Below are 22,561 nucleotides of genomic sequence, written 5' to 3' on the forward strand. Positions count from 1 at the left end.
TTGCTGTCCGGAATCAATGTACGCCACCGACGGCTGACTTGTTCGATATCCCGAGCGCCGAAATGATGCCGCCGGCCATGAACATGCACGCGGTGATCACCACGATGCGCCGGAACGAACCAAAGTCCAGGATGCCACCAAGCATGACGCCCGCCAACGCCACCGCCATCAGGCCCGCGACCCGGGACACGGCGTTGTTGATGGCCGAACCAATTCCGCTCTGTCGCGTGGGCACCGCCCCCAGGATGGCCGCCGTCAGGGGCGCCACGGTCATGGACATGCCCACGGAGAACACGAACAGGCCCGGCAGGATCTGCAGCCAAAAGTTGAACGGGCGCGAAGTGGTTGCCATCAACAGGTACCCCGAGCCAGCCACGATGGGCCCAACGGCCATGAACAGCCGCGGCCCGTATTTTCCGGCCAGGGTGCCAAACGGGCCGGACAGCAGCAGCAGGATCACGGCCGTGGGCATCGACGCCAGCCCGGCCAGGGCCGCCGGCAGCCCTGCCACCTCCTGCAGGAACAGCACCATCATCAGCCCTCCCAACGATGCCCCTGCATAGATGAACGTGGTGGCCATGTTCCCAATGCCAAAGTTGCGGATCCGGAACAGGGCCAGCGGCATCATGGGTGCGCTCGATCGGTGCTCCCACCACAGGAACACCGCCAGCGCGGCCAGCCCCACCACGAGCGGCACAACCACGGCGGGGTTGCCCCAGCCGAGGCGGTCCTGCTCAATCAAGGCAAAGACGGTGCCAGCCAGTCCGACAGACGCCAGCAACGCCCCCGGGACGTCCACCCGCCCCCGGGAGCCGGCGGCAGCCCCGGCGTCGTCCTTGGGAAGGACGTTCTTGGGCGGGGCGTCCTTGGACGTGGGAACTGGCAGCGCCAGACCCCGCAACAGCAACAGGGTGGCGGCAATGGGCAGGACGTTGATGGCGAAGATGTAGCGCCAGCTGGCAAAGTCCACGAGGAGGCCGCCGAGCAGCGGGCCGGCCAGGAAGGCGGTGCCGGTCCAGGCCGTCCACGAGCCAATCGCCTTGGCCTGGGCGGGTCCGCTGAAGGTGGAGGTGATCAGCGCCAGCGAACTCGGCACCAGCAGCGCCGCCCCGGCCCCCTGCACGCAGCGGGCCAGGATCAGCAGGAGCCCGGTGGGCGCCACGGCACAGGCCAGCGAGGCGGCGCCAAAGATGAGCAGCCCTGCCCGAAGGATCCGCACCCGGCCAAAGGTGTCGGACAGGGAGCCGGCAATCAGGATCAGCGAGCCCAGCGCCAGCAGGTACGCATCCACCACCCACTGCTGCGTGGTGATCCCGCCGCCCAGCTCGCGGTCCATGGCCGGCAGCGCCACGTTGACGATGGCCCCGTCCAGGAAGGCCACAAAGGAGGCCAGGATGGCCACCCACAGCACGCGCCGCTGCACGGCTCAGCCCTTTCTGGCGAACGCGGTCCGAAGGGAGAGCTTGCGCGAGTATTCGATGGAACCGTACCGGAACAAGTGCACCGCCAACCGCAGCGCCAGCAGGCCAAAGACGAACAGTTCGGCAATCACCACTGCGGCGGAGACCGCGCTCAGCGAGCCGAAGCCGTTGCGCAGCATGGCGGTGATGGGAGCCGTGAACGGGAAGAACGTGAAGATCTGCACAATGATGTTGCCGGGGTCGCTGACCACCATGGTCACAATGTAGAACGGGATGAACATCAGGATCATCACCGGCGCAAACACCGTGCTCGCGTCCTTGGCCGTGGGCATCACCGCGCCAATCGCCACCAGCACTCCCGTGAACAGGATGAAGCCGCCCGTGAACAGCAGGGCGCCCACCAGCATGGGCCAAAACTGGAATTGCAGGTGCGTCAGGTCAAAGTTGGGCATGGAGAGCTGGTCGTGGAAAAACACGTAGCCAATGACCATGGGGGCGGCGAACACCACGGCCTGCACCGCACCCACCAGAAACAGCGAGATCACCTTGCCCACCACCAGCGTGGTCGGGTTCAGCGTGGTGAGGATCATCTCCGTGACCCGGTTTTCCTTTTCCTCCAGCGTGGAGGCCAGCATCTGGTTCGCCAGCAGGATGATCACCACGTAGAACAGCACCAGGAACAGCAGCGGCGGCACCACGGTTTCCAGCCCGCCGGACACCTGCCCGCCCTTGAACGTCTCCGTCTCCGTGCTGAACTTGCCCTGCACTGCGGCCGCCACCTCCGCCGAGCCCACCTTTTCCTGGGCGGAGAGGACCAGCAGCTGCCGGGCCACGGCCTCATAGCTGCCGTTCTTGAAAATGCCCTGGTCCGCGCCGTAGACCTTGACCGGCTCCTGGCTGAGGTTGGCCGGAAAGCTGAAGTAGGCGTTGAGGCTGCCATCCTTCACACGTTCGACGGCGGAGCCCGGGTAGGTCTCCACCGCACCTCCCATGGCCTTGGCTATGCCGGGATCCAGCAGCCCGGAGGCGTCCGTGTAGGTGAAACTGAGCTTGTCGTTCTTCTGCGCCTCGGTCAGGGTCTTGGTGTTGGAGCTGCTGGCGAACACCAGCCCAAAGACGATGGCCAGCAGCACCGGGATGGCCAGCGTCGCAATCCAGAAGCGCCGCTTCTTGATGGTCCGGGTGAATTCAAACTGCACCACGGTGCCCAGGTTGTGCCGCGCCATGTTACTTCACCGCCGTTTCAGCCGCGGCCTTCTCGCCGTAGACCTGGATGAAGATGTCGTCCAGGCTCCGTTTGGCCGCCACGAAGCTGCGCACCTGCAGGCCGGAACTGACCAGGTCCCGCAGCACGTCCGCCTCATCCGCGGTGTCGTCCAGCGCCAGCTCCGCATAGTTGGTTTCCTGCAGCACCACCCTGTATCGCGGCGATTCCGGGACCGTGCCGCTGCACTTCAGCCGCACGGTGCGTCCGCCAAACTGGTTCTGCACCTCGTCAATCGTGCCGTAGGCCTCGGACTTTCCGTCCTTGAGCAGGATGATCCGGTCGCACAGCCGCTCCACCTCCTCCATCTGGTGCGTGACCATCATGACGGTGGCGCCAGCCTTTTTTCTCTCCTCAATGAGGTCCATCAACAGCCTGCGGTTCACCGGGTCAAAGCCCTTGGTGGGCTCGTCCAGGATCAGCAGCTCCGGCTCGTTCATGATGGTCACGCCCAGCTGGATCTTTTGCTGCTGGCCGCCGGAGAGCTTGTCCACGCGCACATCAGCCTTGTCCGCCAGCTCCACCCGGTCCAGGTAGTCGCGGGAAAATCTTTGGGCATCCGCCTTGGTCAGGCCCTTGAGCCGTCCGAAGTACGTCATGACGTCCAGGACGGACTCCTTTTTGTACAGTCCCCGTTCCTCCGGCAGGTACCCCAGCCGCGCCCCATAGTCGTCGCTGAACACGCGGCCGTTGATCTCCAGGGTCCCGGACGTGGGACGGTAGATGCCCAGAAGGGCCCGGATCGTCGTCGTCTTTCCACTGCCGTTGCTGCCGAGAAAGCCAAACGTCTCACCGCGGGCCACATCAAAGGACAGTCCGTCGATGACGGTGGTTTCGCCAAACTGCATGCGAAAATCCCTGATGTGAATGAGTGGTTTCGCAACTGCGTTGTCCATTTGTCCAGCGTATCGACATTTCACGGCCGATGGCGTCCCCCGGCGGCCCGCGGGATGGGCGCGCCCGACGGCCTGTCGGATTGGCCGCTCCGCCGCCGGCCGCCATACGCTTGACCGTGCCATCCCCACGGCTGTTCAGCCGCCCAAGCCAACCGAGGGAAACGCCCGATGACCTTTGACCTTGCCCTGGTCCTGGACCTTCTGGGCTGCTTCTTCTTTGCCGTCTCGGGCTCCCTCCTGGCGGTCCGAAACGGCTTTGATCTGGTGGGCTCGGTGCTGCTGGGTTCGCGGGTGGGGCTGGGCGGCGGGGTGGTCCGCGACCTCATCCTCAATGCCGGGCCGCCTGCAGCCTTCAGCAATCCCCTCTACCTGGCCGCGCCGCTGCTGGCCGCCGTGGTGGTGTACTTCGTCGTGGGCGGCGTGAAGCGCGCGAACCGGCTGGTGCTGACGTTCGACGCCGGCGGTCTGGCCCTGTTTTGCATCACCGGCGCGCTGAAGGCACTGGACGCGGGCATGAACGCGGCCGCGGCCATCCTGCTGGGCGTCACCACCGCCGTGGGCGGAGGAATCCTGCGCGACGTGACCGCCAACCAGGTGCCGAGCGTCTTCGACCCCAAGACCATGTACGCCATCCCGGCGCTGCTCGGCTCCGCCCTGGCCACGGGCCTGTGGTACCTGGGCTGGCTGAACCTGGCCACGGGGAGCACAGCCGCCGTGCTGGTCTTCACGCTCCGCCTGCTCGGCCTGAAGTTCGGCTGGCACGCCCCGCTCGCCGCCCGCAGCTGGGCGCGTCCGCGATTCCTCCGCGGCTAGGATTGAGGGACACAACGGTTGCCGATCCTGGAGTATTGAATGTCCGACATTTTTGTTGAGAAGTTCCGCGGCCTGGTGCCCCTCTATCTGGGGGAACCCTGGCAGGAAGCTGACGGGATCGACCTGGAAGACCTGGACAGCATTTTTGCGGAACTGGACATCACCGTCCCACAGGCGCTGCGGGAATTCCTGGCAGCCCTCGGAAACTGCGAAGAGCTCATGGAGGCGTACTACTACTTCTGGGATCCGGAGGAACTGGAAATCGAGGACGGCTACCTGCTGTTCCTGGAGGACGAGGACGAGGCCTACACGTGGGGCATGCGCGCCGACCAGGCCGATGTCCCCGACCCCATCGTGTGGCGCCGCAACAACCGCACGGGAGCATGGATCAACGAGGAGGGCACGTTCAGCGAATTCGTCTTCGACATGCTCGACTGGGTCTTCAACGACGACAACGACGACTGACCGGCAGTCGGGTCCCCACGTCGTTCCTTCGTTGACATTGGAGATAACGACCTGTCCGAACGCCGCGGAGCGGTCGTAATCTCGAACTTCAACGGGTTAGACGTCGCGGGAGACCACGGCTTCGGCGAAACTGGCCAGGGCTGTCTTGACCATGCCGTCGGGCAGCGGCGCCAGCGCGGCAATCGCCTGCGCAGACCACTCGCGGGCCACAGTCCAGGACTCGGCCGTGACGGGGTGTTCGCGCAGCGCTGCCACGGCGTCGGCCAGCGCCTCGTCGCTGCTCAGGTCCCCGTCAACCAGCGCAAGGACCGCCACAGCGGAGGCATCCCCCGCGGCGGCGGCCTTGCGCAGCAGCAGCACGGGCAACGTGGGCACGCCTTCGCGCAGGTCCGTCCCAGGTGACTTCCCGGAGACCTGCTTCAGGCCCGTGACGTCAATGACGTCGTCGGCCAGCTGGAAGGCGATGCCCACCTTCTCCCCGTACTCCAGCATGACGTCCTGGAGCTCCTCGGGCACGCCGGCGAAGATGGCGCCGAGCTGCCCGGAGGCCGCGACAAGCGATCCGGTCTTGTCTGCAATGACGGACAGGTAGTGTTCCACGGGGTCCTGGTCCTCGCGCGGCCCCACGGTCTCGTGCAGCTGGCCCAGGCAGAGCCGTTCAAAGGTGCGGGCCTGGATGCCCAGCGCACGGGCGCCCAGCTCGGAGACCAGGATGGACGCGCGGGCAAAGATGAGGTCGCCGGTGAGAATCGCCACCGTGTTGCCCCAGACCTCGTGGGCCGTGGGCGCCCCCCGGCGGTACGGCGCGGAGTCCATGACGTCGTCGTGGTAGAGCGTGGCCAGGTGCGTCAGTTCAACCACGACGGCGGCCTGCACCACTTCCGCGCGGCTGGCGTCCCCGAGGTGCGCGGCCAGGAGCACCAGTAGGGGGCGGATGCGCTTGCCGCCCGCTTCCACCAGGTGCCGGCTGGTGGCGTCGGCCAGCGGATCGGAGTTCGCGATCGCTTCCCGCAGCACTTTCTCCACCTTGGCCATGCGCAGCGCAATCGAAGGACCCAGCTCGGGGTCGTCGGCGACGGCGGTGAACCCGGCCGGCAATTGCAATCCGGTGGCAATCGCCATGGTGCTGGGGTTCGCATCCTCGGAGACGGCACGCCCGTGCCCTGCGTGGGTCCAGCTGTGGTCTGCGGAAGTAGTCACTGCTTAACACTAACTATGGGAAGGGATGGTTGCTTGGGACGGGTGGTGCCCTGGTTGCTGGTGGCGGGCACCAGCTTCTCCAGTAGATGAATCACTCTATCCTCAAAACCGCGTTCGCCGGCGTCGGTCAGGTTCGCCATCATCCGCACCACAAACCGCATGAGGACGGGGACGGGCATGCCCGTGCGCAGGGCCAGTTTCATGACGGCCGGGTTGCCGATCAGGCCGGCGAAGGCCCGGCCCAGCGTGAAGTGGCTCCCCCACTGTCCGCGGACAAAGCCGCTGTAGCCGGCGAGGGCGTGGTTCGCGGCCACGCGCGAATTTGCGCCGGCCGCCCGGACAATGAAATCCGCGGCAAAACGCGCCGACTCCATGGCGTAGGAAATGCCCTCGCCGTTGAACGGGCTGACCATGCCGCCGGCATCGCCGAGCAGCATCAGCCCTTCGGAGTAGTGGGGGGTCCGGTTGAAGCCCATGGGCAGCGCGGCGCCGCGGATGGGACCGACCTGGTTTTCCGGCGTGAACCCCCATTCCTCCGGCATGGATGCCGTCCATTCGCGCAGCACGGCACGGTAGTCCAGCCTGCCAAATTCCTTGGACGAGTTCAGGATGCCGAGCCCCACGTTGGAGGTGCCGTCGCCCACGCCAAACACCCAGCCGTAGCCGGGCAGCGGCTTTCCGGGCCGGCCCGCCTGGGACGGCGCCGCCAGCTCCAGCCAGCCTTCCATCCAGTCGTCGTCGTGCCGCGGGGAGGTGAAATAGGTCCGGTACGCCACGCCCATGGGGCGGTCGCCGCGCTTCTCCAGTCCCCGGGAGACGGCGGTGCGCGTTGAGTTGCCGTCCGCTGCCAGCACGACGTCGGCAAAAAAATCGCGTGTTTCGCCCGTCTTCCGGCCGGCCCCGTCGAGAAGCGACGCGCGGGCACCCACCACGGCTCCGGCGTCGTCCGTCAGGGCTTCCGTAACGGAATGGCCCTCCAGAATGGCGGCTCCCGCGGCCTGGGCGTGGCGGGCCAGGGCCTCATCGAAGCCCAGGCGGGTGCGGATGAGGCCGTAGCTGGGGAAGTTTGACAGTTCCGGCCAGGGCACCTCGATGGTGCGGCCGCCGGCAATCAGCCGCAGGCCCTTGTTCGGCCGCCAGCCGTCTTCGGGCCGGTGAGGCAGGCCCATGAGCTGCATTTCGCGCACCGCGCGCGGCGTCAGTCCGTCGCCGCAGACCTTTTCCCGGGGGAAGCGGGTCTTCTCCAGGACGGTGACCTCGATCCCGGCGGTGGCCAGGTGCCAGGCCGCGGTGGATCCGGCCGGGCCTGCCCCTACAACCAGTACCTTCACGGGGCCCCTAGTCCGGCTTCACGGCGCGGTGCACGGCCACAATGCCGCCGCTGAGGTTCCGGTACGCAACGGAGGCCCATCCGCTCTCGGCAAGCCAGCGGGAGAGCTCGTCCTGGTTGGGCCAGGCGCGGATCGACTCGGCCAGGTAGACGTAGGCGTCGGGATTGGAGGCGGTCTTCCGGGCCACGGCAGGCAGCGCGCGCATCAGGTATTCGGTGTAGACGGTGCGGAACACGGCATTGGTGGGGTGCGAAAATTCGGCCACCACCAGCCTGCCGCCGGGCTTGGTCACGCGCAGCATTTCACGCAGCGCCTTCTTGGGGTCGATGACGTTGCGCAGGCCGAAGGAGATGGTGGCGGCGTCGAAGGAATTGTCCGCGAATGGCAGGTTGGTGGCGTCCCCGGCAACGAAGTCGATGTCCGGGCGGCGGCGCTTGCCCACCTTGAGCATGCCCACGGAGAAATCGCACGCCACCACGTGGATTCCCGCGTCCGCATACGGCTCGCTGGACGTTCCGGTGCCCGCGGCCAGGTCCAGGACGCGCTGGCCGGGAACGGCACCCACCGCGGCAACAACCACCCGGCGCCAGCGGCGCGTTTGTCCCATGGACAGGATGTCGTTGACGATGTCGTAGTTGGGGGCCACGTCGTCGAACATGGCTGCCACTTCTTCCGGACGCTTCTCAAGGGATGCACGGTTCACCCCCCTAGTCTCTCAAACTTTGCGCGCGCGTGCGGACGAGTAATCTTGACTCATCATGACTGCAACCCTCGGCACCCATCCGCTGCGCACCCTGACCACGGCCTTGGATGCCGCGGCATTGGGCGCGCATTCCGCCGCCACCCCAGCCGACCTCCTGGCGACCGACTCCTTCTGCTGGCTCCGGCGCGGCGAGGGCATGCTGGGCTACGGCGAGATCGCGCAGTTCACCGGCACGGGCCCCGAGCGCTTCGCCGACGCCGAACAGTGGTGGAAGGACGTGCTGGCCGGCGCCTTGGTCCGCGACACGGTACATGTCCCCGGCACCGGCGCCCTCGCATTCGGCTCCTTCGCGTTCTCCAAGTTCAGCGCGCACCCGTCCGTGCTTGTCATTCCGGAACTGGTGGTCGGCTTCCGGGACGGCACCGCCTGGCTCACGCACCTCACCGTGGACGGCTCAGCGCCCACCGCCGAGTCCGCCCACGCCCTGCTGCGCCGGCACCTGTCCGCGTCCTCCGAAGGCTTGGCAAGCTCGACGCCGGACACCCCCGCCGCGGGGACCGTCAGCGCCGGGGCGCTCACCGAGGAACAGTGGAAGGCAACCGTGGCCGACGGCGTCCGCGCCATTGGGCGCGGCGGCCTGGACAAGGTGGTTTTGGCCCGCGACGTGGTGGCACGTTTCGACGAGCCGGTGCAACGGGTCTCAATCCTGCAACGATTGGTGCGTCTTTACGGGGAATGCTGGACTTACGGCGTGCGCGGCCTGGTGGGCGCCACACCGGAAATGTTGATCAAGGTGGACGGCACCACGGCGCAGGCCAGGGTGCTCGCCGGCACGCTTGACCGTGAGGATGAGCCTGCCGGCGCGGTGGGTTTTGCCGCCGCAGTCTTGGGCGGCTCCGCCAAGCAGCGCCAGGAACACGACTTCGCCGTCCGCTCCTTGACCCGGCAGCTGGCACCCTTCGCCACGGATCTCGCCTTCCCCGCCGAGCCGTTCATTTTGGAGCTGCCCAATGTCTGGCACCTGGCCTCGGACGTCACGGCAGAGCTCGCGGCCTTTGAAGGCCACCTGCCCACATCGCTGGCCCTGGTGGAGGCACTGCATCCCACGGCCGCCGTGTGCGGCACGCCGCGGGAGGACGCCGGAAAGCTCATCCTGGAACTGGAAAAAATGGACCGCGGGCCGTATGCCGGGCCGGTCGGCTGGCTGGACGGGGCGGGCAACGGCGAGTGGGGCATCGCCCTGCGCGGAGCCGTGCTTGAAGACCCGCTCTCGGTGCGCCTGTACGCCGGGGCCGGAATCGTCGAGGCCTCGGATCCGGAGGCCGAACTGGCCGAGACGTGGGCCAAGTTCCGGCCCATGCTCCAGGCCCTCGGCCTGCACGCCTGACCGGGTCCGGGATACCAGATGGCATCACCCGCGGAACGCTTGCCAACTGTTGGATAAAGTTGTTCAATAGTGAAACATCGTTTACCGTGATGCAAGTCACAGGACGCTACACTAGATTTGATCGCTGTGCTCCAGTTCAGAAACAAAGGGTAAAATATGCAAATTTCATCTAGGCTGACCGTTCGCCTGGCTACCGTCGCGGCCGTTGCAGCATTGGCGCTGACAGGCTGCACCACGGCTTCGCAGGACACCCCGAGCGGTGCCCCCGCCAACACGGGGGCCGACGCGTCCTTCGACCCGGCCACGGTTGCCAAGGATGACGCCCTCATCGCCATGCTGCCCGCCGCCTTGAAGAGCAAGACGACCATTGACGTTGGCTCCGACACCTCCTACGAGCCGGCCGAGTTCCTGGACAAGGACGGCCAGACCCCCATCGGCTACGACGTGGACCTCGCCAAGGCCATCGCCGCAACGCTGGGCAAGAAGGCCGATGTCCACACCGCGGACTTCTCCTCCATCCTGCCCAAGCTGGGCACCGTCTACGACCTGGGCATCTCCTCCTTCACGATCAATCCGGAACGCTCCAAGGCCGTGAACTTTGTCAGCTACTTCAATGCCGGTGTCTTGTGGGCCGTGCAGAAGGGCAACCCCAAGGGCATCACCATGGACAACCTGTGCGGCAAGAAGGTGGGCGTCCAGACGGGCACCGTTGAGGAGGATCCGGACGTCAAGGACCGCTCCGCAGCCTGCGTCAAGGCCGGCAAGCCCGCCATCACCGTCGTTTCGCTCAAGAACCAGACCGACGTCACCACCCGCCTGGTGGGCGGCACCATCGACGCCATGAGCGCCGACTCCCCCATCATCAAGAACGCCCTGGCCAAGACCAATGGGCAGCTGCAGACCCTCGGAAAGGTCTATGACTCCGCGCAGCAGGGCATCGCCATTGCCAAGTCGGACACCGTCTTTGCCGGCGTCATTGAAAAGGTCATGAACAAGCTCATCACCGATGGCACCTACACCAAGATCCTGACCAAGTGGAACAACACCGAGGGCGCCCTGCCGAAGGCAGTCCTGAACCCGACGGCGGGCTAGCCCTTGAGCCGCCTACTCTCGCGCCGGAGCACCCACAGCGCCGGGCCCGACGTGGAACTGATTGACTCAGTTCCCGTCCGGCACCCGTGGCGGTGGGTGGGGGCCGTCGTCGTCCTCCTCATCGTGGTCCTGGTCATCCAGTCCATGACCACCAACCCCAAGTTCTATTGGGGAACGTTCAGGACCTACCTGTTTGACGTCCTGGTCATCCAGGGCGTGGGCTGGACACTCATCCTGACGGTCACCTCGATGATCATCGCCATTGTGCTGGCCATCATTTTGGCCTTCATGCGGCAGTCGGACAATCCCCTGTTCCGCTACGTCTCCTGGGTATGGGTCTGGTTCTTCCGGGGTACGCCCGTGTACACCCAGCTGCTGTTCTGGGGTTCGGTCGGCGCCCTTTACCCGAAAATCATCGTCGGCGTGCCGTTTGGGCCCGAACTGTTCTCGTGGGACACGGCCACGGTCATCAACGCCACCGTGGGTGCCATTGTCGGGCTGGGCCTGAATGAATCAGCCTATCTGGCGGAAATTTTCCGCGCCGGGCTCAAGTCCGTGGACAACGGCCAGATGGAAGCCGCCGAGGCACTGGGCATGCGCCGCTCCAAGGTCATGTGGCGGATCATCCTGCCACAGGCCATGCGCGTGATCATCCCGCCGACGGGCAATGAAACCATCGGCATGCTCAAGACCACTTCCCTGGTGCTGGCCGTCCCGTTCACCCTGGACCTGACGTTCGTCACGAACGCCCTCGCCAGCCGCACGTTCCTTCCCATCCCGCTGCTCATGGTGGCAGCGTTCTGGTACCTCGTCATCACCTCGGTGCTGATGGTGGGCCAGTACTACATTGAACGGCACTACGGCAAGGGCGTGGACAACGTCACCAAGGCGCCCGTCCTGGCCACGGCCGCCGCCGCTGCAGCCCATGCAAAACCGGCTGACCCCGCCGACGGAACCACGGAAGGCGGCCAGCCATGACGGACACCGCATCAATCAACAAGCAGGAATCCACCCGGGTGAAGCCCCTCGTCGACATTCAGGGCGTGCACAAGCTCTTTGGGGACCACCACGTCCTCAAGGGCATCGACATGACGGTGCGGCAGGGCGAGGTCTCGGTCATCATCGGCCCGTCCGGCTCCGGAAAGTCGACGCTGCTGCGCTGCATCAACCTGCTGGAAACCATCAGCGCCGGCCGCATTTCCGTCCATGACGACCTCATCGGCTACCGCGAGGTCAACGGCAGGCTGCACGACCTGAACACGAAGCAGATAGCGGCACAGCGCCGGGAAATCGGCATGGTGTTCCAGCGCTTCAACCTGTTCCCGCACAAGACCGCGCTGCAAAACGTGATTGAGGCGCCCACCCAGGTGAAGCGCCAGTCCAAGGCCGCCGCGAAGCTGAAGGCGTTCGAGCTGCTGGACATGGTGGGGCTGAGCGACCGCGCCAATTTCTATCCGTCCCAGCTTTCCGGCGGACAGCAGCAGCGCGTCGCGATTGCCCGGGCCCTGGCCATGGAACCGGAACTGATGCTCTTTGACGAGCCCACGTCCGCCCTGGACCCGGAGCTGGTGGGCGACGTCCTGGAGGTCATGAAGAACCTGGCCAAGTCCGGCATGACCATGATCGTGGTCACCCACGAGATCGGCTTTGCCCGCGAGGTGGGCGACACCCTGACGTTCATGGACGGCGGCGTGGTGGTGGAAACCGGGAACCCGCGCGAGATCATCGCCAACCCGCAGCACCGCCGGACGCAGGAATTCCTCAGCCGCGTGCTCTAGCCCCTCCATCTGACCCGCAGTTGCTGTCGAAAAATCGGCCGTTTTCGCGATTTTTCGACAACAACTGCGGGTCAGATGCTTAAGGCCGAGGCGATGCGGGCATGGAACTCGCGCAGGCCCTCCCGCGTGGCCGCGACCTCCACGATGCTGCGCCCATGCACCGGCGGGGCAAGCGCGGCAGCGAGTTCCGCCGTCGTACGGACCTGCGTGTGGCGCCAGCCGTAGGCCGCGGCCAGCGAACCCAGGTCCACGGCGTGCGGTGTCCCAAAGAAGCGTTCGACGGCGGCCGCATAGTTGGGTGCCTCGGCCAGCCGGCCGTGCTCCAGGACCGAGAAGATGCCCCCGCCGGCGTCATTGAGGACGATGAGCTGGACATCGGCTTCATGCTCCCCGGTGCCGAGCAGGAGCGCGCCGGAATCGTGCAGGAGGGTGACGTCGCCCAGCAGCACACGGGTAGGCGCGCCGGTGGCGAGGCCAATGCCCGTGGCAGTGGCGACGGTGCCGTCGATGCCGGACAGTCCGCGGTTGGCAAAAACCCGCACCGGTCCCGCGCCGCCGTCGGGACCGGCCGGCGCGGGGCGGCCGGCAAGGTCGGCGTCGCGCACCGGATTGGACGAGCCCAACACCAGGTTGGCTGGCCCTTGCGCCGCGTCGTCCTGCATGCCGTCCCACACCTGGCGGGCCACTGCCGGTCCGCTGAGGGTTCCGGGATGTGCGGAATCGGCCAGGACTGCGTCCAGGCGTTGTTCAGCCGCCCTGGCCGCGTCCTGCCAGGCATCCAGCCAGCCGTCCGGACCGAATCCGGCATAGCCGACCAGCTGGTCCCATTGCGTCAGCACCAGTTCGGGGCGGCGGCCGGCGTCGAACCAGGCGACCGGCCGCGGTACGTAGAGGGCCCGTTCCAGGTCCGCGCGCGCCAGCAGTTGCGCCACGGGCCGCGACAGCGTGGGACGGCCAAAGACCACTACGCGCTGAATCGGTTGGGCCGAATCCGGCCCGAACTTCCCCAGCAGCAGCCGGTACGGGCCCACGGCATTGGGGCCGAACCTGGCGTTGGACGACGGCTCGGCCAGGAGGGGCAGGCCCAAGGTGCGGGCAAAGTGCTCGGCGGCCGGCCCGGCGTCGTGCCCGGCCAGGACCACGGTGCGGTGGCTCGTGGACGGCAGGGCGAACTCCGGGGATCGGGCTTCCGGCGGTGGAGCGTGGGGCCCCGGACGCGAGGGCCCCGACCCGAGCTCGCGAGTGGTGGGGGCGCCTGGGGAGCGAGATCCAGGGGTTTCGACAAGCTCACCCAGCGGGGCGGGCTCAACCAGCGGGGCGGGCTCAACCAGCGGCATGAGCCGCTCCCACTCCGAACCGTCGAGCGCCGGCGTCAGCGGGTCGCGGAAGGCCAGGTTCACCTGCACGGGCCCGGCCGGGATGCCTTCCAGGCGGCCCCGGGCCGCACTGAGGGCCGTGGCGATGGCGCTCGTGGGGTCGATCCCGGCGGCGACATCGGTGGCGAACCGCACGTGCTCGCCGAAGAGGTCCAGCTGGAAGGTGGTCTGGTTGGCGCCGGTGCCGCGCAGTTCCTCGGGCCGGTCAGCGGAGAGCACCAGCAGCGGTGTCCCGGTGTGGTTGGCCTCCATGACGGCCGGCATCAGGTTGCCCACCGCCGTGCCGGACGTGGTCAGCACCGCCGCCGGGCCGCGCGAACCCTCCGCCAATCCCAGGGCGGTGAACCCGGCCACGCGTTCGTCGATCCGGACGTACGTGGTGAGCCTGCCGTCGGCCTCGGCCTCGGCCAGCGCATAGACGAGCGGCGCGCTGCGGGAGCCCGGCGCCACCACGACATGCCGCACCCCGGCCCGCTCCAGCGCGTCCACCACGTACCGGGCGGCGTCCATCGAACTAAGTAAACTCACGCCACCATCTAACCACCCCGGACCGGCCTCGACGCGCCCGCAGGGCTCGCCCCATGCGCTCCCACCGCTCGCGGGCTCGCGGCGGGTCCCTCGCGCCCGTGGGCCCAGCTCGACCACCGGTCGCGTGGCGGCCCGGCCTTCCGAGCTATAGCAGCGCGTGGCAGCGGCGGAGGCGCTCCAGCCACCAGTCGCGGCGCTCCGCCGTGGCGGCAAAGCGGTCCAGCAGCTCCGGGTCCGCGGTCACGTCCCGCACGGCGATGCCCCCGGCCACGGCCACCAGGCTGTCCGGCACAACGTCGCCGCCCATCAGCGAGACCGTCCCCAGCCCACAGGCATAGGGCAGCTGGGGCAGGGCGGCCGCCAGCGCCAGGCCCGTCCGGATCCCCACGGACGAGTCCAGCGCCGAACTGACGACGGCGGGCAGTCCCGCCTCGGCGACGATCTCCAGCGCCTGCCGCACACCGCCGAGGGGCGCCGCCTTGACCACGAGCAGGTCCGCGGCACCGGCGCGGGCCACGGCCAGCGGGTCGGTGGCCTTGCGCACGCTTTCGTCCGCGGCGATCAGCACGGAACCGGACAGGGCCCGCCGCACAGCGGCCAGGTCCGCCACGGAGGCTGCGGGCTGTTCGGCGTATTCGAGCCCAAACACGGAGAGCATGGTCAGCGCCCGGACCGCCTGCTCGACGTCCCATCCGCCGTTCGCGTCCACCCGGATCCTCGCGTCGGGCAGCAGGTGCCGCACCGCGCCGACCCGGGCGGCGTCGTCGCCCAGCGTCTGGCCGGCCTCGGCGACCTTGACCTTGACGGTGTGGACGGTGTCGAACGCGCCAAGGACGGCGGGCACCTCGGCGGCTGAAACGGCGGGAACCGTGGCATTGACCGGAATCCACTCGCGCACGGGTGCCGGGTACCCAACCCAGCCGGCTTCCAGGGCCGAGGCCAGCCACCTGGCCGACTCGGCGTCGTCGTACTCCACAAACGGCGAGAACTCGGCCCACCCTGCCGGCCCCTCCAGCAGCACCACCTCCCGCTCCAGCACGCCCCGGAATTTCACCCGCATCGGGAGGGTGGCAACGCGGGCGGAGGCGAGGAGTTCGTCGAGGGCAACCATGGCCATCACTTTAGCGCCCGGATGGGCGGCAGCGCTTCGGGAACCCGGCCAGCTTCCTTTCATGAATCTATGGGAACCTAGTCAGGATGAGTACGCATGCACCGGGTTCCCGCCGCCGAAGCAGCCTGCGCCGAGCCGCGCCCATCTCCGCCGTCCCGTTCGTCACCGGCGCCCTCATTTCGCTGGCGGGGCTGGTGGCGACCTACATGTTTTTCGTCGAAAGCACCACGGGGCAGTTCATGGACGAGTCCGCCCTGGTCCAGGCAAAGGTGGCCCAGCGCTTCATCGGCCTGCCGGCCGCGGGGGTCCTGGACTTTCTTCCGGCCACCTCAGTGGTCATTGCGGCACTGGTGGTGCTGTTTGTCACGCTGGCCCGGCGCCGCTGGAAGGCGGCCGGCATTGCCCTGGCCGCCATGGCCGCGGCGAACGTCACCACCCAGCTGATCAAGCTTGGCCTGCCGGACAGGCCGTTTGTCGGCGTGCAGACGCTGTCGCTGAACTCTCTCCCGTCCGGCCACAGCACGCTCGCGGCCAGCGCCGCGGCGGCGGTTTTCCTGGTTGTTTCCCCGCGCTGGCGCCCCGCGGCGGCGTTTGTGGGCGGCAGCTACGCCGTCGTCGCCGGGATCGCCACGCTGATCAACCAGTGGCACCGGCCGGCCGACGTCGTTGCGGCCTTCTTCGTGGTGGCCTTTTGGACGTGCGCCGCCGCACTGCCGGTGATGCGCACCGGACGCTCGTGGAATGTGTGGCTCGGCTCGGGGCGGCACTGGGCGTCGCGCCGCTGGTGGACGGGGCTGGCCGCGCTGGTCGCCATCATCGCCGCCGTCTCCACGGCGCTGGTCCTGCGTGCAGTGTCCACCCACGCCCACGACAGCATCATCAGCTTTTTCGCGGCCGGGGTGGGGCTGATTGTGGTGGCCGGCTATGGCCTGACCGTCCTTGGGACGCTGCTCCTGACCCAACAGGTACGACGCCGTTCCTCCCGTTAAGCGGCTGCCCCGGCTCCGCTGTGGTTGGGGGGACAGACGGTTCACAGGGCCGCGGCGAGGGGCTCCCAGAAGTAGTTGAAGTTCTCCCGCGGGCCGGCCATGAGGCGCTGGGTGAACAGGACCCCGATGAAGCCGGCCGACGGGTTGACGTAGGCGGTGGTGCCCGTCCCGCCCGTCCAGCCGTAGCCGCCGGGCGCCCTCCACGGCTCACGGCCCTCGGTGTCCACGGCCACCTGCCAGCCCCAGGAGACTCCCGGTCCCACCATTTCCGCCAGGCCTTCACGCTGGAGGTCGTTGAGCTGGTCCGACGTCATGTGGCGGCGCTGCTCGGCTGGCAGCAGCGCATCGCCCTCAAGCGCCGTCAGAAAGGCCATGTAGTCCGGGACCGTGGACACGAGGCCGCCGCCCAGCGATTCAAAGGCCGGCGCGTGCGAGAAGACGCCGTCCGGCGCATCAAGGACTTCCAGCCCGTCCGGACCGGGGCGGTAGGCCGTGGGCAGTTCGGCCGGGTCGGCGAAGAAGCCGGTGCCGTCCATGCCGAGCGGGCCCGTGACGCGTTCGGCCAGGATCTGGCGCAGCGGTCCTGCGCCGGCGCGGGCCAGCAGCACCGACAGGAGGTCGCTGCCGGTATGGTAGCTCCACCGCGTTCCAGGCTGGTGTTCCAGCGGGAGCCCGGCCAGCCGGTGCATGAATTCATCCGGCGTCATGGCCGGCGGGATGGGGTCCGGTGCGATCCCTGCCTCAGCCATGGCCCGGGCGAGGGGTGTGCTGTCGAAGATGGCGCCCATGCCGTGGGTGAGGGTGAGCAGGTGTCGGACGGTGATGTCGCGTTCAGCCGGGACGGTGCGCTCCAACGGCGCGTCCGGGCTGGTCAGGACCCGGGGATAGGCCAGCTCGGGCAGCCACACGTCAGCGGGGTCGTCGGGCGCCAGCGTGCCGTCGGCGATCATCGAGGCGGCGAGGGCGCCGGCCACGGGCTTGCCGAGTGAGGCGATCCGGAACGGCGTGTCCGTGCGCATCTTCCCTGGTTGTCCCAGGGTCCGCACGCCGGTGGCGAAGTATTCGGTGGTGCCGCCGTGGCGGATGCCGGCCACCAGCCCGGGCGCCCAGCCGGAATCCACTTTTTTCTGCAGGGCCCGCCACACCGGTTCGAATTGAGCGCTCATGGTTCCATGATCGGCACCGCCGGCCCGAGCCGTCAACAGCAGCTTTCGGCGCGGGAAAACTGTCTATTCGGCGATGTCCTCGGCCCACAGCTGGGGATGCTCCTGCTGGAAGGCGCGCATCATCGCCACGCAGCGCTGGTCGTCCAGGACGTCCACGATGACCCCGCGCGAGCGCAGGAGGTCGAATTCGCCCTCAAACGTCCGGGCCTCGCCCACCACCACGCGCGGAATCTTGAACTGGATGATGGTTCCCGTGCACATGGCACACGGCGCCAGCGTCGTGTACAGGACGGTGTCGCGGTAGGTGTCCTGCCGCCCGGCGGCCCGCAGCGCCGACATTTCCCCGTGCGCAATGGGGTCGCCATGCTGGACCCGTTCGTTATGCCCGACGGCGACCACCTCGCCGCCGCGGGCCAGGGCGGCCCCGATGGGGATGCCCCCTTGGGACAGGCTCTCACGTGCGGCCTGGTAGGCGGCCTCAAAGGCGGGATCGGTCATCGTGGTGTGCTTCCAATCGTGGTGGGGGCGGGCTGCGGGCGGTTTACCTCTGGCTCACTCATTCAGGTGGTTTCATTCAGGCTATTTGATTCAGCGGGTGAGCGGCTTGTTGCGGGGGACCCAGTAGCCGAGGACGGCTGCGGCCGCCAGCCCGAGCAGGCCTGTCGCGGCGATCCCGAAGGACAGGGTCGCGGCCGCCGTGAGCGCGGAGAGGATGACGGGCCCGCTGGAGGCCCCGGCGTCGGAGAGGAAGCGCCAGATTCCCAGGAACTGGGCCCGCCCGCGCCGCGGCGAGTAGTCGGCGCCCATGGTCATGATCAGCCCGGAGCCAATCCCGTTGCCGAAGCCGATCAGCAGTGCCACCAGGAGCAGCGAAACGGCGCCGGTGGTGAGCGGCATGAGCAGCAGGGAGATGCCCATGAGGACCATGGACGGCACCGCCACCCAGATGCGGCCCTTGTGGTCCATGACCTTCCCGGCGGGGTAGAACACCAGCATGTCGATGGCGCCGGAGAGTCCGTAAATGATGGAGGTCACGGCCGGGTTCAGGCCCAGGTTGTCCGCCCACAGCGGCACGACCACCTGCCGGGAGGAGCGCACTGCGCTGACCAGCAGCACGCCAATGCCCACGGTCAGGAACACCTTCCGGTGGGCGCCGACGAGCGAGCGCACCGTCGGACGCGGGCCGGCCGGCGTCGGGCCCTGGTCGCTGACCAGGTCCGGCAGGCCGAAGGCCACCGCCCCGGCACCGGCCACGCACACGGCCGCCACCCAGTACGCCCCGCTCAGTCCCACCAGGTGGATGACGAGCGCTCCAATGAACGGACCGGCAAACAAGCCAATCCGGCCCACCCCGCCGAGCGTGGACATGGCCCGGGCGCGCAGGAGCGGCGGCACCGCTTCGGTCAGGTAGCTTTGCCGGGCCAGGTTGAACACGGCGGCGGCGGCACCAATCAGGAAGACGCCCAGCCCAAAGACCCACAGATTGCCCGAAAAGACGCACAGCAGCATCGCCAGCAGGCTCAGCGTGGCGGCTCCGAGCATGCCGAGCCGTTCACCGAACCTGGCGGTGATGATCGAGGCGGGAATGTTGCTCACCAGCGAGCCGATGCCAATCAACGAAACCACCAGGGCCGCGCCGGCCAGGGAAGCGCCCATGCCGCGGGCGCTGAGCGGAATGATGGGCAGGATGGCGCCTTCACCCACCCCAAACAACAAGGAGGGCCCAAACGCCGGAATGGCGATGGACCACAGGCTGAAGTCACCGGGATTTGCTGTCTTGCTCACCGGCCCCACTTTAGACCCGGCCGCACCGCTGCCCGCTACACAGCCGCCTCCATGGCGTCCGCCATCCGCGCCGCAAACCCCGCCGTCACCGGGTTTCCGTGCCCGGGCACCATGACCGGATACTCCGGACCCATCCCGGCCAGCTTCCGCAGCGTCCGGATCCAGCCGGCGCGGTCCGCATCCTCAAACTGGGGATCCGCGCCTTCCTCCAGGACGTCCCCGGTGAAGAGCACGCCGGGCGCACCCACCATGAGGTCCCCTTCGGTGTGCGCCGGACCAAGGGTGAACAGCGTGACCGACAGATTTCCCAGGTCCAGCACCACGGGGCCCTGCCGAACCACGCGCGTGGGGAGCACCAAGTCAGTGCCGGGACCCTCCCCGGCCGCCATTTCAGGTTCGACGCCGGACACCGACTCCCGCTGCGCGTCCCCCGTCGCCGCCATGCCGCGCGCGGCGGCGGCGTGCGCCCAAAAGTCGGTGGCGCCGTCGTTCCTGAAGACAGCGTTGCCGAAGAAGTGGTCCCAATGGGCGTGCGTGTTGGCCACGACCAGGGGCAGTGCCGTCACCGTTCGCACGGCGGCCAGGATTTCCGAGGCGTGCCGGGGACCGCAGCCGGTGTCGACCACGACTGCCCGTTCGGAACCGACCACGAGCCCGATGTTGACCAGGGCCCTGGCGGCACTGCTGCGCATCACGTAGCTGCCGCCGCCAAGGTGCTGCCACTGGTCGTGTTGGGGCATGCGTCCTCCCGGGTCGGTCGGCCCAGCCTACAGGTCCGCCGAGCCTGGAGGCTGGCGAGCCTAGAGGTCGGCGAGCGCCGCCGCGGGATTTTCCATGGCGTCGGCCACGAACCGCAGGAATCCGGCGGCCACGGCGCCATCGCAGACGCGGTGGTCAAACGCCAGTGTCAGCTCCGTCATCTTCCGCACGCACAATTCACCGTCCACCACCCAAGGCTTGTCCACGATGCGCCCCAGCCCCAACATGGCGGCCTCGGGATGGTTGATGATCGCGGCCGAGCCGTCCACGCCGAACACGCCGTAGTTGTTGACGGTGAACGTTCCTCCGCTCAGCTCGGCCGGACCGGCCTTGCCCTCGCGGGCCGTCTTCGCCAAGCCTCGGATGGCGTGGTCAAGCGCCCGGGCGCTGCGGCCCTGCGCGTTGCGGAGCACCGGCACCACCAGGCCGCGGTCCGTTTGCGCCGCGAAGCCGAGGTTGATGCCGTCAAATTCGACGACGGTCTCGGTGCCGTCCGCGCTCACGAGTTGCGTGTTCAGCTGCGGGAAACGTGCCAGCCCGGCCGTGACGAAGCGCGCCACAAACGCCAGGATGCCGGGCGCCGAGCCGTCCTTCGCCTTCAGGGATTCCCGGAGCTCCACGAGGGCGGTGGCGTCCACGTCCACCCACACTGTCGCCTCGGGGATCTCCCTGCGGCTCCTCGCCAAGGCGATGGCTGCGGCCTTTTTTACTCCCGTGAGGGGCGTCCGCGAAAGCACGCGCAACCCGGTGCGGGCATCGACGGCGGTGTCCGCCGCGTCCAACGCCGTGGCGGCGGACTCCGGGGCGGCCAGTGACGCCGCGGGGGCGGCCGCTGGAACAGCAGCCGGTGCCAGGGCGGCCTCGACGTCCCGGCGCAGGATCAGCCCGTCCGCCCCGGAGCCGCGGATGTCGGCGAGCGACAGCCCGGAGTCGTGCGCCATCTTGCGGACCAGCGGCGACACCACCAGATGCGCCCGGCGCACCGGCGCGGGCGCAGCGGCCGGGGCCGCCGTTGCCCCGGGCAGGTGGCTGCGCCGCGATGGCCGAGTGCGCCCCGGCCCGCCATGCCCGGACGTACCGTACCCGATGAGCACGTTGCCCGAGCCGCGCGCAGGAACAGGGGCGGCGGCCGCCGCGTCGTCCGGAGACGGCGCCTGCGCCTCGGCAGCCGGGACCGCCCCGCCGGGCAGCGCCACCGAGATCAGCGGCCTGCCGACCTCCAGGGTGTCGCCCTCGGCGCCATGGAGCGTGGCGACGGTTCCCTCAAAGGGCGACGGCACCTCGACAACCGACTTGGCGGTTTCCACTTCGGCGATGGGCTGGTCGACGTGGACGGAGTCGCCCACGCCCACCAGCCAGGTGACGAGCTCGGCTTCGACCAGGCCTTCGCCCAGGTCCGGCAACATGAAGACCTGCAGGCTCATGATTCCTCCCACTGGAGTGCGTCGACGGCGTCCAGGATCCGGTCCACGCCGGGCAGGTAGTGCTTTTCCAGCCGGGGCGCCGGGAACGGGATGTCGAAGCCGGTCACGCGCAGCACGGGGGCGGCGAGCGAGTGGAAGCAGCGCTCCTGGATGCGGGCGGCAATCTCGGAGGCCATGGAGGCAAAGCCCGGCGCTTCCGCGATGACCACGGCACGCCCGGTGGAGCGGACAGCGGCACTGATGGTCTCGTCGTCGTACGGGACCAGGGAACGGACGTCGACGACCTGGAGGGAACGGCCTTCGCTGGCGGCGGTCTCGGCGGCGGCGAGCGCGGCGGCCATCGACGGGCCGTAGGCGATCAGCGTGGCGTCGGTGCCTTCGCGGGCCACGGCGGCGCGGCCAATGGTGCTCGGGACGGTGCTGCCGGCGGCGTAGCGGGCACGCAGGGCGTCCAGGTCCACGGTGTCCTTGGAGAAGTACAGCTTCTTGGGCTCCAGGAACACCACGGGGTCCGGGGAGGCGATGGCGTCGCGGAGCATGATGTAGGCGTCGGTGACTGTCGAGGGCGTCAACACCGTCAGGCCGGGCGTGTGCACATAGTAGGCCTCGGAGGAGTCGCAGTGGTGCTCCACCCCGCCGATGCCGCCGGCGTAGGGGATGCGGATGACCAGAGGCAGGCGGACGCGGCCCTTGGTGCGGTTGCCCATCTTCGCCACGTGGCTGGTGATCTGCTCGAACGCGGGGTAGGCGAAGGCGTCGAACTGCATCTCCACGACCGGCTTCATGCCGTTCAGCGCCATGCCCGTGGCCATGCCGATGATGCCGGATTCGGCCAGCGGGGTGTCGAAGCAGCGGTCCTCGCCGAAGCGCCGGGTGAGTCCGTCCGTCACACGGAACACGCCGCCCAGGGTGCCCACGTCCTCGCCGAACACGAGCACGGAGGCGTCCTCCGCCATGGAATCGGACATGGCCAGCGTCAGTGCCTTGGCAAAGGTGATGGTCTGGACACCGGACAGTTCGGGCTCGGCGGCCGGACCGGCCGTGCCGGGACCGGACTGGGGCTTGTGGGCCAT

21 protein-coding genes are annotated in these 22,561 nt (G+C 68.2%); 7 read left to right on the plus strand and 14 right to left on the minus strand.

Features of this window, described 5'->3' with window-relative positions:
* Positions 1-13: 13 nt before the first annotated feature.
* From DMB86_RS00345 to DMB86_RS00355, 3 genes are read right to left on the minus strand one after another with little or no spacing between them, the layout of a single operon-like run.
* Positions 14-1,423, minus strand: coding sequence for an MFS transporter (locus DMB86_RS00345; protein WP_227878518.1), 1,410 nt, complete (start codon positions 1,421-1,423; stop codon positions 14-16).
* 3 nt (positions 1,424-1,426) lie between these two features.
* Complete coding sequence (locus DMB86_RS00350) at positions 1,427-2,647, minus strand: ABC transporter permease (protein WP_113716059.1); 1,221 nt, start codon at positions 2,645-2,647, stop codon at positions 1,427-1,429.
* 1 nt (position 2,648) lies between these two features.
* Positions 2,649-3,533: an ABC transporter ATP-binding protein gene (locus tag DMB86_RS00355; RefSeq protein WP_113719225.1), complete on the minus strand. Its 885-nt coding sequence runs from the start codon at positions 3,531-3,533 to the stop codon at positions 2,649-2,651.
* Positions 3,534-3,749: 216 nt separating this feature from the next.
* Between DMB86_RS00355 and DMB86_RS00360 the strand changes: the two genes are divergently transcribed.
* Together DMB86_RS00360 and DMB86_RS00365 are read left to right on the plus strand one after the other, a co-directional pair.
* Positions 3,750-4,394, plus strand: a complete 645-nt coding sequence (locus tag DMB86_RS00360) for a trimeric intracellular cation channel family protein (protein ID WP_113716060.1) — start codon at positions 3,750-3,752, stop codon at positions 4,392-4,394.
* Positions 4,395-4,433: 39 nt separating this feature from the next.
* Positions 4,434-4,859, plus strand: coding sequence for a hypothetical protein (locus DMB86_RS00365; RefSeq protein ID WP_113716061.1), 426 nt, complete (start codon positions 4,434-4,436; stop codon positions 4,857-4,859).
* Between the two features lie 96 nt (positions 4,860-4,955).
* On the opposite strand, the gene DMB86_RS00370 is transcribed toward DMB86_RS00365, so the two are convergent.
* The 3 genes from DMB86_RS00370 to DMB86_RS00380 are packed head-to-tail and all read right to left on the minus strand — an operon-like array spanning position 4,956 to position 8,093.
* Positions 4,956-6,059, minus strand: coding sequence for a polyprenyl synthetase family protein (locus tag DMB86_RS00370; protein ID WP_113716062.1), 1,104 nt, complete (start codon positions 6,057-6,059; stop codon positions 4,956-4,958).
* Positions 6,056-7,390 carry a geranylgeranyl reductase family protein gene (locus DMB86_RS00375; RefSeq protein WP_113716063.1) on the minus strand — a complete coding sequence of 445 codons (1,335 nt, stop codon included), beginning with the start codon at positions 7,388-7,390 and terminating at the stop codon, positions 6,056-6,058. Before DMB86_RS00375 ends, DMB86_RS00370 begins: the two co-directional genes overlap by 4 nt.
* 7 nt (positions 7,391-7,397) lie before the next feature.
* Positions 7,398-8,093, minus strand: a complete 696-nt coding sequence (locus DMB86_RS00380) for a demethylmenaquinone methyltransferase (protein ID WP_113716064.1) — start codon at positions 8,091-8,093, stop codon at positions 7,398-7,400.
* 55 nt (positions 8,094-8,148) lie between these two features.
* Between DMB86_RS00380 and DMB86_RS00385 the strand changes: the two genes are divergently transcribed.
* The 4 genes from DMB86_RS00385 to DMB86_RS00400 all read left to right on the plus strand — a co-directional run bounded on the left by DMB86_RS00385 (position 8,149) and on the right by DMB86_RS00400 (position 12,350).
* On the plus strand, positions 8,149-9,480 hold the full coding sequence (locus DMB86_RS00385; protein ID WP_113716065.1) for an isochorismate synthase: 1,332 nt from the start codon (positions 8,149-8,151) through the stop codon (positions 9,478-9,480).
* Between the two features lie 156 nt (positions 9,481-9,636).
* Positions 9,637-10,572 carry an ABC transporter substrate-binding protein gene (locus tag DMB86_RS00390; RefSeq protein ID WP_113716066.1) on the plus strand — a complete coding sequence of 312 codons (936 nt, stop codon included), beginning with the start codon at positions 9,637-9,639 and terminating at the stop codon, positions 10,570-10,572.
* Positions 10,573-10,575: 3 nt separating this feature from the next.
* A complete protein-coding gene (locus DMB86_RS00395) occupies positions 10,576-11,550 on the plus strand; it encodes an amino acid ABC transporter permease (protein WP_227878519.1) in 975 nt (324 codons plus the stop codon).
* Positions 11,547-12,350 carry an amino acid ABC transporter ATP-binding protein gene (locus DMB86_RS00400; RefSeq protein ID WP_113716067.1) on the plus strand — a complete coding sequence of 268 codons (804 nt, stop codon included), beginning with the start codon at positions 11,547-11,549 and terminating at the stop codon, positions 12,348-12,350. Before DMB86_RS00395 ends, DMB86_RS00400 begins: the two co-directional genes overlap by 4 nt.
* A 71-nt stretch (positions 12,351-12,421) precedes the next feature.
* On the opposite strand, the gene menD is transcribed toward DMB86_RS00400, so the two are convergent.
* Both menD and DMB86_RS00410 read right to left on the minus strand, forming a co-directional pair.
* Positions 12,422-14,236 carry a 2-succinyl-5-enolpyruvyl-6-hydroxy-3-cyclohexene-1-carboxylic-acid synthase gene (menD, locus tag DMB86_RS00405; RefSeq protein WP_113716068.1) on the minus strand — a complete coding sequence of 605 codons (1,815 nt, stop codon included), beginning with the start codon at positions 14,234-14,236 and terminating at the stop codon, positions 12,422-12,424.
* A gap of 163 nt (positions 14,237-14,399) precedes the next feature.
* The gene (locus DMB86_RS00410) at positions 14,400-15,371 is read right to left on the minus strand and encodes an o-succinylbenzoate synthase (RefSeq protein WP_171814571.1); all 972 of its coding nucleotides are present in this window, start codon (positions 15,369-15,371) and stop codon (positions 14,400-14,402) included.
* Positions 15,372-15,451: 80 nt separating this feature from the next.
* On the opposite strand from DMB86_RS00410, the gene DMB86_RS00415 reads away from it, so the two are divergent.
* The gene (locus DMB86_RS00415) at positions 15,452-16,354 is read left to right on the plus strand and encodes a phosphatase PAP2 family protein (protein WP_113716070.1); all 903 of its coding nucleotides are present in this window, start codon (positions 15,452-15,454) and stop codon (positions 16,352-16,354) included.
* Between the two features lie 41 nt (positions 16,355-16,395).
* Here the strand turns inward: DMB86_RS00415 and DMB86_RS00420 are convergent, their stop codons facing one another.
* From DMB86_RS00420 to DMB86_RS00445, 6 genes are all read right to left on the minus strand, one after another.
* Entirely contained in the window at positions 16,396-17,520 is a 1,125-nt protein-coding gene (locus DMB86_RS00420; RefSeq protein WP_113716071.1) for a serine hydrolase domain-containing protein, read from the minus strand.
* Positions 17,521-17,583: 63 nt separating this feature from the next.
* Positions 17,584-18,018 carry a nucleoside deaminase gene (locus DMB86_RS00425; protein WP_113716072.1) on the minus strand — a complete coding sequence of 145 codons (435 nt, stop codon included), beginning with the start codon at positions 18,016-18,018 and terminating at the stop codon, positions 17,584-17,586.
* A gap of 90 nt (positions 18,019-18,108) precedes the next feature.
* Entirely contained in the window at positions 18,109-19,305 is a 1,197-nt protein-coding gene (locus tag DMB86_RS00430) for an MFS transporter (RefSeq protein ID WP_113716073.1), read from the minus strand.
* A 35-nt stretch (positions 19,306-19,340) separates the two neighbouring features.
* Positions 19,341-20,045: an MBL fold metallo-hydrolase gene (locus DMB86_RS00435; protein ID WP_113716074.1), complete on the minus strand. Its 705-nt coding sequence runs from the start codon at positions 20,043-20,045 to the stop codon at positions 19,341-19,343.
* Between the two features lie 60 nt (positions 20,046-20,105).
* Complete coding sequence (locus DMB86_RS00440) at positions 20,106-21,488, minus strand: dihydrolipoamide acetyltransferase family protein (protein ID WP_113716075.1); 1,383 nt, start codon at positions 21,486-21,488, stop codon at positions 20,106-20,108.
* Complete coding sequence (locus DMB86_RS00445) at positions 21,485-22,561, minus strand: alpha-ketoacid dehydrogenase subunit beta (RefSeq protein ID WP_113719228.1); 1,077 nt, start codon at positions 22,559-22,561, stop codon at positions 21,485-21,487. The genes DMB86_RS00440 and DMB86_RS00445 overlap by 4 nt, the downstream gene beginning before the upstream one ends.

Origin of the sequence: Arthrobacter dokdonellae (genome assembly GCF_003268655.1) — a bacterium.
Taxonomy (GTDB): Bacteria; Actinomycetota; Actinomycetes; order Actinomycetales; family Micrococcaceae; genus Specibacter; species Specibacter dokdonellae.

Bases quoted from the DNA above. Each gene is read 5' to 3' on its own strand.
- DMB86_RS00425 (WP_113716072.1), bottom strand. From the start codon at position 18,018: ATGACCGATCCCGCCTTTGAGGCCGCCTACCAGGCCGCACGTGAGAGC.
- DMB86_RS00445 (WP_113719228.1), bottom strand. From the start codon at position 22,561: ATGGCCCACAAGCCCCAGTCCGGTCCCGGCACGGCCGGTCCGGCCGCC.
- DMB86_RS00400 (WP_113716067.1), top strand. From the start codon at position 11,547: ATGACGGACACCGCATCAATCAACAAGCAGGAATCCACCCGGGTGAAG.
- DMB86_RS00360 (WP_113716060.1), top strand. From the start codon at position 3,750: ATGACCTTTGACCTTGCCCTGGTCCTGGACCTTCTGGGCTGCTTCTTC.
- DMB86_RS00350 (WP_113716059.1), bottom strand. From the start codon at position 2,647: ATGGCGCGGCACAACCTGGGCACCGTGGTGCAGTTTGAATTCACCCGG.
- DMB86_RS00355 (WP_113719225.1), bottom strand. From the start codon at position 3,533: ATGCAGTTTGGCGAAACCACCGTCATCGACGGACTGTCCTTTGATGTG.
- DMB86_RS00385 (WP_113716065.1), top strand. From the start codon at position 8,149: ATGACTGCAACCCTCGGCACCCATCCGCTGCGCACCCTGACCACGGCC.
- menD (WP_113716068.1), bottom strand. From the start codon at position 14,236: ATGGACGCCGCCCGGTACGTGGTGGACGCGCTGGAGCGGGCCGGGGTG.
- DMB86_RS00435 (WP_113716074.1), bottom strand. From the start codon at position 20,045: ATGCCCCAACACGACCAGTGGCAGCACCTTGGCGGCGGCAGCTACGTG.
- DMB86_RS00415 (WP_113716070.1), top strand. From the start codon at position 15,452: ATGAGTACGCATGCACCGGGTTCCCGCCGCCGAAGCAGCCTGCGCCGA.
- DMB86_RS00365 (WP_113716061.1), top strand. From the start codon at position 4,434: ATGTCCGACATTTTTGTTGAGAAGTTCCGCGGCCTGGTGCCCCTCTAT.
- DMB86_RS00390 (WP_113716066.1), top strand. From the start codon at position 9,637: ATGCAAATTTCATCTAGGCTGACCGTTCGCCTGGCTACCGTCGCGGCC.
- DMB86_RS00410 (WP_171814571.1), bottom strand. From the start codon at position 15,371: ATGGCCATGGTTGCCCTCGACGAACTCCTCGCCTCCGCCCGCGTTGCC.
- DMB86_RS00440 (WP_113716075.1), bottom strand. From the start codon at position 21,488: ATGAGCCTGCAGGTCTTCATGTTGCCGGACCTGGGCGAAGGCCTGGTC.
- DMB86_RS00420 (WP_113716071.1), bottom strand. From the start codon at position 17,520: ATGAGCGCTCAATTCGAACCGGTGTGGCGGGCCCTGCAGAAAAAAGTG.